The sequence below is a fragment of the Campylobacter cuniculorum DSM 23162 = LMG 24588 genome (assembly GCF_002104335.1).
GTDB classification, from domain to species: domain Bacteria; phylum Campylobacterota; class Campylobacteria; order Campylobacterales; family Campylobacteraceae; genus Campylobacter_D; species Campylobacter_D cuniculorum.
In genome coordinates this window covers 1,743,552-1,759,976 of record NZ_CP020867.1, presented here as the reverse complement: position 1 = coordinate 1,759,976, position 16,425 = coordinate 1,743,552, and the positions used below count along the sequence as shown (strand labels likewise).

Sequence of the window (16,425 nt, the reverse complement as noted above, 5' to 3'; positions counted from 1 at the left end):
TAACAATAATTTTTTTTAATTATAACAAAAAATCACTTGAGTTTTATTTGCAAATGAAATCAAAACAAATCTTTTCTTTTATATCATAGCTTGAACTAAGAAGCATATAAAAACAAATTCCCTTATAATCAAGCTTGAGTTTATAAAAAGCTCCTAAAAATTCTTTACTCATCACTTGAGCTTCAAATTTCGTGCCCAGTTTTAATTCTGCAAAACCAAAAATGCGATTTCTTGATTCAATCCAAGCAAAAAATTCATCGTCTAAATCAAGCTTTCCTTCGATAATATTTAAATCCGCGAGTATTTTTGCACTCTTTTTATCTTTAGGGTGAAAATAAAGTTCCTTAGGGGTATTAACATCCATAATCTTACCCTCACTTAACAAAGCAATTTTATCAGACATATAATACGCATCGGCAATATCATGAGTAACTAAAATCGCACAAATTCCTTGCTCTTTAATCAAAAGTTTAAGCTCTTTTCTTAAATCATTTTTTAGAGCTTGATCCAAATTTGAAAAAGGCTCATCAAGCAAAAGCAAATCACAGCCCCTAGCAACAGCTCGCACAAAGGCTACTCTTTGAGCTTGTCCTCCTGAAATTTCGTCTATATTTTTATCTTTGAGTTTTGAAATTTCAAATTTTTCCAAAAGCTCGTTTAATTTTTTATCTCGCTCTTCTTTTTTTAAATCATGCAAAGCAAAGAGTATATTTTGCTTCACATTAAGATGAGGAAATAAGGCATAATTTTGAAACATTAAAGCCACTTGACCAAGACATTGAAATTTCTCATAAGAGCTCGGTTTTTCTAAATTTGCAATGATTCTTAAAAGAGTGCTTTTTCCACTGCCACTCTTGCCTAAAATGCTTAAAATTTCTCCTTTGTTAAGGTTTAAATCCAATCCATTTAAGACTTGAATTTGTTTGAATTTTTTTGTGAGTTTTTTAATTTCTAACATCGTTTTTCCTTGTTAAAACTTGTATCCAAATCACAGCCATTAAAGACAAAAGGACGATAAAAAGCGAGGGTAAAGCTGCATTATAAATTCTCTCATCACTTGCATACCAAAAAGCCTTAACACTTAAGGTTTCAAAACCAAAAGGAGATAAAATGCGACTTAAAGGCAATTCTTTAATAATATCAATAAAAACCACAATAAAAGCTAAAAATAAAAAATGTCTTAAAAGCGGTAAATGCACCTTAAAAAATAGGGTTAAATAGCTGGGTTTTAAGTTTAAACTCGCTTCATCTAAATGAATGTGAATTTTAGTATAAGCACTTTCTAAAGAATAAATTGCTGTGGCTAAAAATCTTATAATATAAGCAAAAATCAACACCATAAAGCTTTGTCCTAAAAACAAAATTCCGCTTAGTTTTCCTAAATATGAAAAAACTATCATCACACTAATGCCTATGGCTGCTCCGGGTATAGCATAACCTAAAGAACTCATTTTAAGAAGAAGCAAAGCAAGGATATTGTTTTTTAAAATTCTTGCAACAAAACTAAGAAATAGGGCTAAAATTAAGATGAATAAAGCACTGATAGCAGCTAAAATTAAAGTTTGTAAAATGATGATATAAAATTCACTCTCAAAAAGCTTCTCATCTTGTAATCCCCAATACAAAAGCCAAGTCAAAGGCAAAATAAAACCTAAAAACACAATAACAAAACAATACAAACTTGCAAAAATTTGCTTCATCTTGCTTAAATTTCTCTTTTGTAAAAAAAGCTCTAAATTTTGATTGAAGCTGTATTTTTGCCTCGTTTTATGCCAATATTCTATATACATCAGCAAAAAAACAAAGAGCATCAAAAAACCCGATAAAACACTTGCAGAATAAGGATCACTCAAATCATACCAAAGTTTGAAAATTCCTGCTGAAAAGGTATCCACTCCCAAATAAGCTGAAGCTCCATAATCACTTAAAGTTTCCATCAAAACAAGCATTGATGAGGATAAAATCACAGGTTTTATGGTAAAAATTCCAAGTTTATAAAAAAATTTCCATTCACTATAAGCTAGTATTTTACCAACCTCAAAAGCCTCCTTAGCCTCACTTTTAAAAGCAGTTTTAGCAAACAAATACACATAGGGATACAAAGAAAAACTTAAAACAAAAATCACTCCATAAATATTAAAAAAATCAATTCTAAAACCAAAAATTTGATGAAAAAACCCTTGAAAATCCATAATTCCGACATAAACAAAGGCTAAAATATAAGCAGGGATTGCAAGAGGTAAAATCAGTAGTTTTTCAAGAATTTTTGAAAAATAAAAATTAAAATTTGCAATCAAATACGCAGTACTCACACCCAAAACAATACTTAAACTTAAAACACCTAAGCTGACAAAAAAAGTATCTTTAATGAATTTTAAAAACAAATAAGAAAAAAAATGATTTAAATTTTCCTTGACGCTTTCTAGGAGCTTTGCATCTGTAAAATTTTCAAAAAATAAAGCGATAAAAAGTTCTATGAAAATGCTTAAAATAGGCAAAGCTAAAAAAAGGGCGAGTAAAATCGCCCCAATTTTAAAGAATTTTAGACTTTTTAACACTTATCTAAAACCAACTTCATTATAAATTTTCACTGCTTCTTTGACATTATCCGCCACTTCAGAAAGTGGAATTTTATCCTCTTTGAAAGCACCAAATTCTTTAATCGTTGCCGAGAGTTCAACATCATCTCTTACAGGATATTCATAATTTATATCGCTAAGAGTCTTTTGAATTTCAGGAGTGAGCATAAATTCCATAAATTTTTTTGCTTCTTCTTTATTTTTGCTTGAATTTGTAAGGGCTATACCGCTTATATTGATATGAGTTCCTCTGCCTTCTTGATTAGGAAAAATAATCCCTAGAGCATTGCCGACTTCAACGTCTTTTGGATTCTTAGAATTTTTTAAAAGTCCTATATAATAGGTATTCATCACAGCAAAATCAGCCTCACCCGCAAAAACTTGTCTGGCTTGATCTCTATCCCCTCCTTTTGGTGCAGTGGCTAGATTTGCCAACACGCCTTTAGCCCATTCTCTAGCCTTTGATTCGCCATCGTTAGCAAAGATTGAAGCAAGCAAGGTTTTGCTGTAAGGAGCGGTTGCACTTCTCATAACAATCTTGCCCTTAAATTCAGGCTTTGCTAAATCTTCATAATTCTTAAGTTTGCTTATATCTGTGTTTGCATTTTTGTTATAAGCGATAATTCTTGCTCTTTTAGTGATAGCAAACCATTGATTGTCTTTATCTCTTAAATGAGCTGGAATGGTTTTTTCTAAAAATTCGGATTTTAGCGGGGCTAAAATTTTTGCATTTTTAGCTTCATTTAAATTTGAAATATCCGCCGTGATAAAAATATCCGCTGGAGATTTATCTCCCTCTAATTGAAGTCTTTTAATCAATTCTGAAGCCTTAGCTTGAGTGTGATTGACCTTGATGCCGGTTTGTTCCTCAAATTTTTTGATAATCTCAAAATCCGCATCATAATGCCTCGCAGAATAAATATTAAGTTCTGCACCAAATACAAAAATGCATAAAGACATTAAAAAAAATAATTTTTTCATATTTTATCCTTTATACGTTGAATGACTTTGCTCACTTGTGCTGTGTTCTTGGCAAGCAAAAGCGTAAAATGTAAAAAACAAAAGAAAAGTAATTTTCTTGACCATAATGTAAATCCTTTCAAATTAAATTTTTGATAATAAATATTAATATTTTTTTGCAAATAAAGAGTAAATTTTCTTAAAAAACCGAGATTATAAGTATTTATTGATTATCGAAATGATTTTTATGTTTTACAATAAATTTTTTATCTGCTCCACTTTAATTCCATTCATTTTAAATTATTGCAAAATTTATTTTTTCCACACAATATGCCCATTGATATTGTGCCTTTCATAAACCTCTAACACTTCCTCTAAGAAGTCTATCAATGCTTTTTCGTTAGCACTCTTAGCACTTTCTAACATGCGTATAAACATTTTCTTGCCTGTTTCAGTTTGTTTTAAATTTTTCTTTAAAAAATTATGTTTAGAGCATAATGTTTGTCCATTTTCTAGTGTAGCTTTGCCGCCTAAATCTTTAGGTTTGATATGATCAATATGAAGTTCTACTCCTTCTTTTTTGCCCATTCCACATATAACGCAACTATAATTATCACGTTCTAAAATTTGTCTTTTTAAATTTGGAGTAAAATCCTCTAAATCCTCTCTTAAGGTGACAAAATGAGGATCATAGCGATACACTCCTTTTGCAATTTTTTGCAAATAACCCTTTTGATGCAAACTTCTTATTCCTCTATCCGGGTCTCTAAAAACCTTTCCAGTGCGATTTTTCCATTCTTTAACCACCCAATCAACAACTTCAGGGTGAGCAATGTCCCTATTTGGATTTGCCTTGAAAAATTCCATGATTAAATCAAGCTGCGAACTGACTTTATCACTCATCAAATAATCCTTTCTCCTTTTGAATCAACTCCAAAAATCTCTTTTTTGAAAGCTCACAATAACCTTTGTCAAGTTCTATGCCTATAAATTTGCGTTGATTAAGATAAGCTTCTATCATCGTTGTCCCGCTTCCGCTAAAAGGATCACACACCACATCACCGACAAAAGAAAAAAGCTTAATGCATCTTTTAGGCAATTCTCTAGGAAAGGGTGCAGGGTGTCCTATGCGTTTTTTAGATTCTCCATTAAAGCTCCACAATCCATTTGTCCAAGCCATAAATTCTTGCTTTGTTATATCATTTTCTCCTTTGATTTTCTTTTTCCATTCTCCTTTATAAAGCACCAAAATAAGTTCCACAGGTGCGATAACATAGGGAGCAGACGCACTAAGCCAACTTCCCCAAGCTGTGCGTCTTGAAATATTTCCCTCATTCCAAACAATCGTGCTATGGTATTTCCAACCGACTTTTTTAGCAATTTGCGTTAAATCCGCCCCCACACTTTGCTGTCCGCCTTTATTTTTATCTAAAGGGATATTCAAACAAAATCTTGCCCCATCTTTTGCCCAAAAATAGCAGTTTTTCAACCAAGCTTTGCAAAATTCTAAATATTCTTTATAATCATTAGAATCCGCATTAGAATGATATTCTATGCCCACATTATAAGGGGGTGAGGTGATGATTAAATCAAGGCTTTGTTTTTGCAATAACTGCTTATTAAGAATGGACGCTTGATAAAGGCAAGAATCCTTAAAAGAAAAATAAGCACATGCGGATTCCTCCGCCCTAAGTGCATTTTGTTTTGTGCAAATCATAAGCATTCCCTAAAATAGCAAATAGACAACAAACAATGATTTTAACGCTTTATCATTAATTCTCTCAATATTTAATCTCAACTTAATCCTTTAATTTTGCAATGAAAAATTCGCCTTTTTCGCTTAGTTTTTTTCCTTTAAAAGCAATTTGACCAAAAGCAAGGATTAAAGCGTGAAAAATTTGATAAAGCTCGAAAAGTTCGCATTTTTTACCCAGCAATTTGCAAAGTTTTTTTTGTTCTGTCTCAATCCCACTTTGAAAAAATTCCCTTAATTCTTCATAATTTGTAAATTCATAGCCCAAAGCCAATGCAAGGCGATTTGTATAGCTATCCACAACCAAAATTTCTCTTTGACACAAATAATTTAAAATGCTATCGACACTCTCATAGCCCAAACCTTTGATATTTAAGAGCCATTCCCTGCTGACTGAATCTTTAAAATTTTGCAAATTGTGAAAATCTCTTAAAAGGGCATGGATTAAATTTTTAAGCCTTTTTGCCTTAATATTATAAAATCCACTAGGCTTAATGAGTGAAGCAAGTTCTGTATTTTCAAGCTTTACAAGCTGTTCTAATTCAGAAATTTGAGCTTGTTTTAAATTCTTTAAGGCTTTTAAGACATTTTTCCAATTTGTATTTTGAGTTAAAACAACTGAAATGAGAATTTCAAATTCGCTCAAAGCTCTATTTTCAAGCCAATCAAATTCATCATAAGGCAAAGAAAAACTTAAAAGTTTTTTAAAAATTTCACTCCCTTTCATTTTAACTTTTTCCTTATTTTAAATTTTTTAAATTTTCTTTAAAAGCCAAATAAAATTGCTTTGCTGTCCTTGCTCCCCTACTTGCTCTTAAATTTGCAAATTCCTTAGCTTTTAAATGCAAGAGTTCTCTATCAAGCTCTTCATTTTGAAAATAAAAATCAACAATCTTTAAATATTCCTCTAAATTTCCTTGATAAAAACTAAGCCAAAGTCCAAATCTATCGCTTAAACTCAATTTTTCTTCTGCTGCATCGCTTAAATGGAGTTCGCCATGTATGACTTGTATGTTTTGATTGTCCTCTAAATTTTCTTTGAGTAAATGGCGGCGATTAGAACTTGCATAAATAAGAATATTTTTAGGAGCCTTTTCTATGCTGCCATCAAGCAAAGGTTTTAAAAATTTATAACTTGTATCATTTTCTTCAAAAGAAAAATCATCGCAAAAAAGTATGAATTTATAGGGCTCATTTCTTAACTCATCAATAATATCACACAAAGCAAACAAATCATCTTTTGCAAGTTCAACAAGTCTTAAGCCCTGTTCTTTAAATTCATTAAACACTGCCTTGATTAAGCTTGATTTTCCCGTGCCTTTTGCTCCCCAAAGCAGGGCATGATTTGCTCCTTTTTCTTGTATGAAATTTAAGGTATTATCCATTAAAGCTTGTTTTTGACTCTCTAGCCCCACAAGTTCTTTAAGGCTTATGGTATCAAGCTCAAATACAGGTTTTAATCTATCCTTTCTTGCTCTATAAATCGCTGCATAAGTCGTACTCCAATCCATATTAAACCTTTCTTAAATGAGTTAAAACTGCAGTGATAATATCATCATCGTCCTTGCTTTTTGCTTTGATGATTTCTTTTTGATTGTGAAAATTTGTAAATTGTATGTTTTGTTCGTAATTGCTAATGCTCTTGTATTTTTTATGGGCTAAAATTTTAATGTTTATAAGGGCTAAAAATTGTTGCGTATAAGTATCAAGTTTTCCAAAGCGATCTTCAATTTCGCCTTCGATTTCATAAACCTCACTCACTTTTTTACACTGACTAAGTCTTCTATAAAGCTCAAGTCTTAAGCGATCTTCTGCAATGAGTTCGCTGTTTAAAAAAGCGTTGATATTAAGTTTTAAATCAATCTTATTTTCTTCTAAAGGTTCTTTTTGTGTGAGTTGATTGAGTTCATTTTCAAGCATTTTAAGATAAAGACTATAACCAATTTGCTCTATATGTCCGCTTTGATCAACACCTAATAAATTCCCGCCTCCTCTAATTTCAAGATCATGATAAGCCAAAATGCTCCCCGCACCTAAAAAAGAATTGCTTTCTAAAGAAACCAGCCTTTTAAGAGCATCTTTTGTAATCTTTTGCTTGTTTTCAATAAAAAAATAACAATATCCCTGTTTATTGCTCCGACCAACCCTGCCCCTAAGCTGATGCAAATCAGCCATTCCAAAGCGATCGGCTCTTTCAACAACTATGGTATTAGCATTAGGTAAATCAATCCCGCTCTCGATGATAGAAGTGCTAAGGAGCATATCGTATTCTTTATTTTCAAATTTAAGCATCTGCTCTTCTTGAGTTTTAGAATCAATCTTAGAATGCAAGATGAGAATTCTTAAGTCCTTAAAAAGCTCTAGCAAATGTTTTTTACATTGCTCAATGCTTAAGATATGATTGTGAATATAAAAAATTTGCCCCCCTCTTCTAAGCTCTCTTGCAATGAGTTCTTTGAGTAAAATTTCATTGTTTTCTTTGACAAAGGTTCTTACATCAAGCCTGTCTTCGGGTGGGGTTTGTAGAGTGCTGTAAGATTTGATTGAGCTTAGGGCTTGATTTAAACTTCTTGGAATCGGCGTGGCAGACATTGAAAGAATATGGGCATTATAAGAGAGTTCTTTAAGTTTTTCTTTTTGTTTCACTCCAAATTTATGCTCCTCATCAATAATCACAAGGGCTAAATTTTCACACTCCATACTTAAAAGTGCGTGAGTTCCTACAACAATGCAAGGTTTTTGAGCCTTTAAATTTTCTAAAAGATTTTTTTTATCTTTTGAATTTGTAAAGCGATCGCATTTAAAAACAGGGATATTAAAAGGCTCGAAACGTTTTTTCAAAGTCTTAAAATGCTGATGGGATAAAAGTGTTGTCGGCACGAAAAAAAATACACAAAAACCATTTTTAACCACCGGAAAAATAGCATTCATCGCCACTTCAGTTTTTCCAAAACCCACATCACCACTTAAAAGTCTATCCATAACCTTAGAACCAGATAAATCTTCTAAAATTTCTTCACAAGCTTTGAGTTGATCTTGAGTATAAGAAAATCCAGCCTTTGCAACAAAATCTGCTTGCAAGGCAAAGTCTATATTGATTTTTTTAGGGCAAATCAAAGCCCTTTTTGCAGCTCTAATCACAATCTGCGAAGCAAGTGCTAAAAGTTTAGCCTTAAGCCTTTCTTTGAGTTTGATAAAACTTGTTTTTCCTAAACGATCAAGCGAAGGAAGTTCCCCACTAGCTCCTAAATATTTATCAATCAAATGCAAATTTTCAACGGGCAATAAAAGTCTGTCGTTATTTTGATACAAAAGCGTTACAAATTCTTTCTTAGCTCCACTGATACTGATGAGTTCAAGCCCTAAAAATTGACCCACTCCATAATCTTCATGGACAATAAAATCGTTGATTTTTAATTCATCTAAAATGAGTTTTGTCTTGCGTTTGTTTTTTAGCTTTTCTTTTTGGTTTAAAGAGATGATAAGCTCATTTGCAGAGCTTAAATTAATCCTCAAATCGCTCTTTTTAAAAATCAAATTTGGCATATTTTCAAGTTCAAGCTGTTTAAAAAGGGCTTCATTTTGAGCTAAAACTATGATTTTTTTATCTTTATGAAATGCAAAAAAATCCTTATGATAAACGCTTTGTAAGGGTTTGAAAATCTTTGCTTGAGGAATGATTCTTTGATTGATAAAACTCAAATCCCTTGCGAATGTGTCCAAATTAAATTCTTTAATGCTCCTAAAATCAAGCTCCAAATAATCATAAAAATCATCAATGCACCAAAAACCTAAAGAATGAATATCATTAATCAAAACTTCACTCTGAAAATTCTCGATTTTTTGCTTAAAATCTTCATAATTTTCTTCACTAAAATAAGCTAAAAAGGGACAAATTTCAAAATTTTCAAGCTCATTTGGGATGGATTTTTGAGAATTTAAATCAAAAAATCTTATGCTTTCAATCTCTTCTTCAAAAAGCAAAATTCTCAAAGGTTGTTCTTCATTGATACAAAAAATATCGACAACATCGCCACGAACAGAAATTTCGCCTTTATCTTGCACAATATCCACAAATTCATAACCAAGCCTTAAAAGCTCTTCTTTAAAATCCTTTAAAATCAATTTTTCTTGTTTGCTTACGACTAAATTTTTTAAATGTTTCTTTCCGGGTAATTTTTTAAGTATGGTGTGTAAGGGTGCAATCAAAATTTTTTGATTTTTTTCCTTATGATAAGCATTTAAAACTTGACAAAGCTCAAAAAGCTCTTTAGAAAAAACCCTTAAATCATCTCCAAATTCTGCACGAAAATCAGGCAAAACGAAAGTTTTTATACCTAAAAAAAGAGAGATTTGCGAGAGCAAATCCGCCTCTTTATCATCTTCGCAAAGTATTAACTCACAGGGATTTGAATGTTTTAAATACTCATAGAATGAAGCTTGCATTATTCTGGATTGTTTTCAATGAGTTTAACCGTATTCTCCTCTTTAATCTTAGAAGTGCCTCTAAATTTTCCACCATTTTCAATCGAAAGCCCATTAACTGAAATATCTCCCATCACCACTCCACCGGCTAAAATTTCAAGACTATTCGCATCAAGCTCTCCTTCAAAATAGCCATTTACAACCACTTTATCTGCTTGCAATTCGCCCTTTAAATTCCCATTTTTACCGATAACAACTATACTTTCAGAGTGTATAATCCCGCTAAGCTCTCCATCAACATGAAGCATGGATGAAAAATAGAATTTTCCTTCTATTTTAGCCCCTGATGAAATTACGGTTGTTTCTGTGCTTAAACTTGGTGTTGAACCGACACCGCCTTTATTAAAGATTGCCATGGAACTCTCCTTTCTGTATTAAAAAAATTATTCATATTTTTTCTTTGTAAATTTAAAAAATACAAAGGTTCTAAGGTTTTATTAATGAATCTAACCTCATAATGCAAATGAGGACCTGTTGAAAGTCCTGTATTTCCGGAATATCCTATCAAATCTCCCTTTTTAACAAATTGTCCCGCTTTGACGACATCTCTTCTTGTCATATGGGCAAAAACGGTTTTAAAACCAAAATTATGGAGTAAAATAACATTATAACCATAGCCGTTTTCATTGTATCCTGCAAATTCAACCACTCCGTTTGCAGGAGCATAAACAGGAGTTCCTACATCGGCTTTTAAATCAATGCCCGGATGAAATTCTCTTCGTTTTAATATAGGATGCTCTCTCCAGCCAAAATTCCCCGTAATGCCTTTATTAACAATAGGATAGCCATTTGGAATTTGAGAGAGTATGGAGCTTTGTTGTTCATTAGTAAGCTCGAGATTATCAAGCCTTTGCGTGATGCTAATATTATTTTCGCTTTCAAGACCTAAAGATTCTTCAAAAGCGGCGATTTTATCTTCAATCATTGAGTATTGTTGTGCTTTTTCTTCAACGCTTTTTTGCATTTGCTCATTAGTGATTTCAAGTTCTTTGGTTTTTTCAAGAAGCTCTTGTTTTTTTTCATCAAGCTCACTGACTTTTCCGTCAAGATATTTGATATAAAATCCACTTAAAACTAAAAATAAAAAAACAAAAATAATGATATAAAGTGCGATTTTTTTAATGATTTGACTTAAATAAAAATGTCTTGAACCATTAATATCTGTAATTGTAATTGTAAATTTATCTTTTATCACAATACTCCTTTAAAAATTTTTCAACCAAAATAAAAGAACCAAAAACCAAAGTCTTTTCTTTTAAATCAATTCCTTTAAACATTTCACACCGTAGGTTAAGCTCTTGAGCAATCTTAAAAATGAGCTCATTAGCCGGCTTTCTGTCTTCATTAAAATATTTATAAATTCGAATTGTATCAATTATAGGCTTTAATATTTGTAAAATTTTAAAAATTTCTTTATCCAAGTAAGAATTATACACTAAAATAATTTTTTGTCCCTTAAAATATTCTCTTAAAGCCAAAGCTGCCATTTCATTATGTCCAACATCGATAAAAAGATTTTCGCTGATTTTTTGACATCTTCCTGCCAAATTTAAATTTTTAAGTTCTTTTAAAGCTTTAAGGACTTCTTCTTTAGAATTTAAAAGCAAACAAGCATTCAAGGCTAAAGAAAGATTGTGCTTTAAAAATTGCGGTAGAGCATAATTAAGAGCATATTTTTCAAATTCTTTGTTTAAATCCTCATCTTCAAAAGTTTTATTGAGTCTTAAATCCGCTCCCTTTAACCAAGCAATCTTTTGTGCCAAATCAAGCACAATTTTTTCTTGCTCATTGCTTATGAGTGCCTTTTTTGCCATAGTTTTAAGCTTTGTTCTTGCAATTTGTTCAAGTTTGTTTCCCAAGATATGCATATGGTCATAACCTATTTTTGTAAAAATACTCAATCTTCTTTCAAAAACTGAAGTTGCATCATATTCTCCGCCAAGTCCTGCTTCAAATATAACAAAATCACAATCCCTAAAAAGCACAGCAGCCAAAAAAGTAGCGTATTCAAAATAAGAAATTTTTTTTAAATCTTCTTTAAAAATGTCCGCGAGTTTCTCATGAGTAAGGTCTAAAAGCTCATCGCTTACGATATTATGATTAAGATAAAATCTTTCTTTAAAATTTAAAATATGCGGACTTGTATAATGCCCGACTTTAAAAGCCAAATTTTCTAAAAGTTGAGCTAAAAAGCGTCCGGTGCTTCCTTTGCCATTTGTTCCAACAATATGAATGATGGGTTTTAAAGCGATTTGTTCTTTGTATTTTTCAAACATTCTAAAAGCCACAAAGCGATCAATCTTTTCATAATGAAGGCTTTTTTGTGCTAAAATTTCATCCACTTTAGTCATTTTGAGCGATTTTTTCCAACAATTCTTCATAGATATTTGAATCAGGTTTGCTTTGTTTATCCAAATAAAAAGCTGAAATTTTTGGAGTGATTAAATCTTGTTTATAAATGAATCTAAAATTTTCAATGGCTTTTAAATCTGTTTTGACTATATTTTCTATATCTTCCTTACTTTTGCCCGGAGCGACAATAAGATAAGATTTTTCATCAATCATCCAAAGTTCATCAAATTCAGTGCAACTCTCTTTAAGAATTTTTTTAAACCGGACAAAAATTTCATTGAGACTGCTCACCCCGTATTTTTCCATAATGAAGCGATAATTTGAAATAGAAAAAAGTGCCAAAGAATAATTCACCTTATATTTTATATAATTTTCATCAAGTTTTTCAAGCTCTTTTAATACACTCCAAGCTTCACGTTCTTCTAAATTTTGCGTGAATTGAACGGCGGCGTTAAGGGTTTTAATTTTTTCATTAAGCTGTGTGAATTTAAGCTTTAAATCCTCAAAACTCAAAACCACTTCGCCGTTTTCATTAGGATTTAAAGAATTAATAAAATTGATATTGTTTTGATGGGATTTATCAAGTATGGTCAAAAGTTCGCTAATTTTTCTTAAATTTTCATCAAGAAAATTCAAATTCTTTTGCACATAAATATTATCCACAGCGATTCTTCTATTGACACATTCTAATAATTCGTTTTTAAAATGAGCTTCACTAACAATATAAGGTTTTTGCGATAATTCATGTATAAAAGCTTCAATCTTTAAATCCTCCACCAAAGAAGGATTTAAACAAAGCAAAATCAATCCACTTATATGCTCATAACTCCTTTCATCAAGCTTGTTTATGAGTTTTTTAATCATAGAATCAAAGTCATCATAGCGGTTTAAACCATATTTACGCATTTCTTTATCTAAATCATTGTCTTCGTAATTTTTTTCAAATTCTTTCCATTTTTTACTGAGTAAATAAATGCTCTCGCTATCCATAGTTTTTAAAATACAAGCAGAAGTGATTTTAGCTAAATCCCTGACTTTTTTATCCCTGCTGATTTGTAAAATTTTACTAATCGTGGATAAAAGTTCAAAAAATTCATCCCCTTGCTTTGTGTTTTTACGATTGAGTGCTGAAATTAAAAAACTGATAAATTGCTCCAAAGAACGCAAAGGTTTGTCCCTAAGCTCTTGCTGATAAATGGGCAAAAGCAAGGAGCGGTATTTATCAAGCCGAATCTTAGAATTTGTAACAAAGCCGTGTTTTTGGCTTAGTTCTTCAAAAATTTCACTATAATTTTCAGGAGTTGGCTTAAGTTTTCTTTCTTTTAAGGTGATTAAGGTTTCCCTTGCTATTTCATTGATATTCGACATTATTGTGTCCTTTAATCGCAATGATAGAAATGAATTCATCAAAGGCTTCACTCGAAGCATTTTTAATGGCTTGAGTCCTTATATTATCGGTAATTATGCTATTTGGTGTAATATCAAAATTATAACTTCCCCTTGTGCTTAAATTTTCACTTGTTCCATTTTTAAAAACCACATTAAAATCTAAATTTAATCTTGCCTTATATTTAATCACATAGCCATTTTTATCATAAATAAGGGGCAAAAATTCAAGATTGCTCATTCTGACATTAATCACATCACTTGCTTCATGTTTTAAAGCAAGTTTTTTTCCAAGTTTAGAGCTAATCATCTCCCTTAAAGTATCTGCGACGAAAATGCTATTTTTAGGATCTTGAAGATTAAGCTCAACATTGACATAAATTTTCTCATCAAAAATCGTAGCTGCAATTTTTGAAGTGGGCACATAACCACAGGCTGTGATAAAAAAAACAAAAAATAAAACAAAATTTCTCATTCAATCACCAAATTCACTAGTTTATTTTTCACATAAATTTCTTTGACAATCTTTTTATTTTCAAGCCATTTTTTGACACTTTGTTTGGCTTGTTGTAAAATTTCATCTTCACTTTGCTCACTTAAAACTTCGATTTGGGCACGTTTTTTGCCATTAACACTAACGGCTAAATTGAAACTCTCTTTGATAAAAACCTCATCTTTAAGCTCAATTTTTTTAAAATTTTCACATTCAAAAAGTTTTTCACTCAATTCAAAACAAATGTGTGGAATGATAGGTTCTAAAATATTTAAAAGTATATAAAAGCCCTCTTGCTCTAAGGCTTCATTTTTGCATACATTTAAAGCATTTAAAGCCTCCATACAAGCAGCAATAAGCGTGTTAAAAGCAAAATTTTTGGTATAAACTTCTTCTGATTTTTTAAGGGCTTCATAGACTTTTAATCTCGCATATTTTTCCTCTTTGTTTAAAGAATTTTGTTCTATTTTTAAAAGCTCTTTACCCCTAACATTTAAAGCCCTCTCATAAAATCTGCAAAGGAAACGATAAGCACCTTCTAAGGCATCATCATTCCATTCAAGTTCTTTAGCTGGTGGTGCAGCAAAAAGGATGAAGAGCCTTGCTGTATCAGCTCCATAGCGATTGATAATCTCATCAGGATCAACGACATTTCCTTTAGATTTACTCATCTTCGCCCCATCTTTTAAAACCATTCCTTGAGTTAAAAGTCTGCAAAAAGGCTCACTATCCCTTAAATATCCTAAATCTCTTAAAGCTTTTTGAAAAAATCTTGCATAGAGTAAATGCAAGATTGCATGCTCTATCCCGCCAATATACTGATCAACATTGAGCCAATAATCCACGCTTTTTTTATCAAAAGCCTTTTGCTCCCAAGTCTTTTCATCACTAGCAAATCTTGCAAAATACCAAGAGCTTTGAAAAAAAGTATCCAAAGTATCACTCTCTCTTAGGGCTTGTTTTCCGCATTTTGGACAAGTGCAGAATTTCCAAGTGGGGTGTTTATCCAAAGGATTTCCCTCGCCTGTGATTTCAATATCATCGGGTAGGGTTATAGGTAAATTTTCTAAGTTCTCACTCACTATACCACAATCTTCACATTTTACCATAGGAATAGGTGCTCCCCAATATCTTTGCCTTGAAACGCCCCAATCTCTGATTTTAAAATTAACAACTCTTTGACCTAAATTGTTATCCTCAAAATAATTCATAATTTTTTTTCGGGCTTCATTACAATCAAGACCGCTAAATTCCGCACTTTGAATCAATTTTCCACTTTTTTGCGTGTAGGCTTGATTTAAATTTGTTTCTTGACCTTCTATCACTTTGATGATTTTTAAATTGTATTTTTTTGCAAATTCAAAATCCCTTTCATCATGAGCAGGCACAGCCATCACCGCACCATTTCCATAATCAATCAAAACAAAATTTGCAACCCAAACAGGAATTTTTTTCCCGCTTAAAGGATGGATGGCATAAATTCCTAAAAAATACCCTTCTTTCTCCGCACTTTGTCTCTCTCTTTGGCTTTGATTTTGCATGGCTTTGATTTTGCTTGAAATTTCAGAGCTTAAATGAGAATTGTCAAGCAAATGCTGCACGATTTCATGTTCAGGAGCTAAGGCTATATAACTCATTCCATAAAGAGTATCCGCTCTTGTTGTAAAAACTTCAATTTTCTTTGCAGTCGTTTTCATACCACTTTCTTCATCTAAAAAAAGAGAAAATTCCAATCCCTCGCTTTTTCCTATCCAATTTTCTTGCATTGTTAAAACTTGCGCAGACCACTTGTCTTTTAATGCTTCAAGCCCGTCTAAAAGCTCTGTTGCATAAGAAGTGATTTTAACATAATACCCGGGCATTTTTTTTTGCACAACCTCATGCCCACAACGCCAACATCTACCATCCTCAACCTGTTCGTTTGCTAAAACAGTTTTATCTTGCTCACACCAATTCACTTGAGCCTCTTTGATATAAATCAAACCTTTTTCAAACATTTTAATGAAAAATTCTTGTTCAAATTTCGTGTATAAAGGGTCAGAAGTTGCTAAAATTCTTTTTTGAGAAAAGGACAAGCCCAAAGAAAATAATTCTTGTTTCATATAAGCGATATTTTCATAGGTCCAAGTTTTAGGATGAATTTTATGTTTAATTGCCGCATTTTCAGCAGGCATACCAAAACTATCAAAGCCTATAGGATGCAAGACATTATAACCATTTTTTCTATAATACCTTGCTAAAGCATCGCCTATGGTATAATTTCTTACATGTCCCATATGTATGCGTCCGCTAGGGTAAGGAAACATAGAAAGTATGTATTTTTTCTTTAAAGTATAATCTTCTTTTGGTTCAAAACTTTGATTTTTATCCCAAAATTCTTGCCATTTTTTTTCTATTTTTTTTGCTTCATAAGCCAT

The 16,425-nt window shown here is 31.8% G+C and carries 14 protein-coding genes; all 14 read right to left on the bottom strand.

Features of this window, described 5'->3' with window-relative positions; genetic code table 11:
- Nucleotides 1–43 precede the first annotated feature (43 nt).
- The 14 genes from CCUN_RS08790 to leuS all read right to left on the bottom strand — a co-directional run bounded on the left by CCUN_RS08790 (nucleotide 44) and on the right by leuS (nucleotide 16,425).
- The gene (locus CCUN_RS08790) at nucleotides 44–958 is read right to left on the bottom strand and encodes an ABC transporter ATP-binding protein (protein WP_027305787.1); all 915 of its coding nucleotides are present in this window, start codon (nucleotides 956–958) and stop codon (nucleotides 44–46) included.
- Nucleotides 945–2,558: an ABC transporter permease gene (locus tag CCUN_RS08785; protein WP_027305788.1), complete on the bottom strand. Its 1,614-nt coding sequence runs from the start codon at nucleotides 2,556–2,558 to the stop codon at nucleotides 945–947. Before CCUN_RS08785 ends, CCUN_RS08790 begins: the two co-directional genes overlap by 14 nt.
- Nucleotides 2,559–3,560: a Fe(3+) ABC transporter substrate-binding protein gene (locus CCUN_RS08780; RefSeq protein WP_027305789.1), complete on the bottom strand. Its 1,002-nt coding sequence runs from the start codon at nucleotides 3,558–3,560 to the stop codon at nucleotides 2,559–2,561.
- Between the two features lie 291 nt (nucleotides 3,561–3,851).
- The gene (locus CCUN_RS08775) at nucleotides 3,852–4,442 is read right to left on the bottom strand and encodes an HNH endonuclease (RefSeq protein WP_035175808.1); all 591 of its coding nucleotides are present in this window, start codon (nucleotides 4,440–4,442) and stop codon (nucleotides 3,852–3,854) included.
- Complete coding sequence (locus CCUN_RS08770) at nucleotides 4,435–5,256, bottom strand: DNA-methyltransferase (RefSeq protein ID WP_084483684.1); 822 nt, start codon at nucleotides 5,254–5,256, stop codon at nucleotides 4,435–4,437. The genes CCUN_RS08775 and CCUN_RS08770 overlap by 8 nt, the downstream gene beginning before the upstream one ends.
- Nucleotides 5,257–5,338: 82 nt before the next feature.
- Entirely contained in the window at nucleotides 5,339–6,019 is a 681-nt protein-coding gene (locus CCUN_RS08765; RefSeq protein ID WP_027305791.1) for an endonuclease III domain-containing protein, read from the bottom strand.
- Nucleotides 6,020–6,032: 13 nt separating this feature from the next.
- Entirely contained in the window at nucleotides 6,033–6,803 is a 771-nt protein-coding gene (locus CCUN_RS08760; RefSeq protein ID WP_027305792.1) for an ATP-binding protein, read from the bottom strand.
- A gap of 1 nt (nucleotide 6,804) precedes the next feature.
- Nucleotides 6,805–9,738 carry a transcription-repair coupling factor gene (gene mfd / locus CCUN_RS08755; RefSeq protein WP_027305793.1) on the bottom strand — a complete coding sequence of 978 codons (2,934 nt, stop codon included), beginning with the start codon at nucleotides 9,736–9,738 and terminating at the stop codon, nucleotides 6,805–6,807.
- Nucleotides 9,738–10,133, bottom strand: coding sequence for a bactofilin family protein (locus CCUN_RS08750; protein ID WP_085296684.1), 396 nt, complete (start codon nucleotides 10,131–10,133; stop codon nucleotides 9,738–9,740). Before CCUN_RS08750 ends, mfd begins: the two co-directional genes overlap by 1 nt.
- Nucleotides 10,088–10,972, bottom strand: coding sequence for a peptidoglycan metallopeptidase Pgp4 (gene pgp4 / locus CCUN_RS08745; RefSeq protein WP_085296683.1), 885 nt, complete (start codon nucleotides 10,970–10,972; stop codon nucleotides 10,088–10,090). Before pgp4 ends, CCUN_RS08750 begins: the two co-directional genes overlap by 46 nt.
- Nucleotides 10,959–12,128, bottom strand: coding sequence for a Mur ligase family protein (locus tag CCUN_RS08740; protein WP_027305796.1), 1,170 nt, complete (start codon nucleotides 12,126–12,128; stop codon nucleotides 10,959–10,961). Before CCUN_RS08740 ends, pgp4 begins: the two co-directional genes overlap by 14 nt.
- On the bottom strand, nucleotides 12,121–13,500 hold the full coding sequence (locus tag CCUN_RS08735) for a hypothetical protein (RefSeq protein WP_027305797.1): 1,380 nt from the start codon (nucleotides 13,498–13,500) through the stop codon (nucleotides 12,121–12,123). Before CCUN_RS08735 ends, CCUN_RS08740 begins: the two co-directional genes overlap by 8 nt.
- Nucleotides 13,481–13,990: an LPS assembly lipoprotein LptE gene (lptE, locus tag CCUN_RS08730; RefSeq protein WP_027305798.1), complete on the bottom strand. Its 510-nt coding sequence runs from the start codon at nucleotides 13,988–13,990 to the stop codon at nucleotides 13,481–13,483. Before lptE ends, CCUN_RS08735 begins: the two co-directional genes overlap by 20 nt.
- Nucleotides 13,987–16,425 (bottom strand): leucine--tRNA ligase, encoded by a 2,439-nt coding sequence (gene leuS, locus CCUN_RS08725; protein ID WP_027305799.1) that lies wholly within the window; start codon nucleotides 16,423–16,425, stop codon nucleotides 13,987–13,989. The genes lptE and leuS overlap by 4 nt, the downstream gene beginning before the upstream one ends.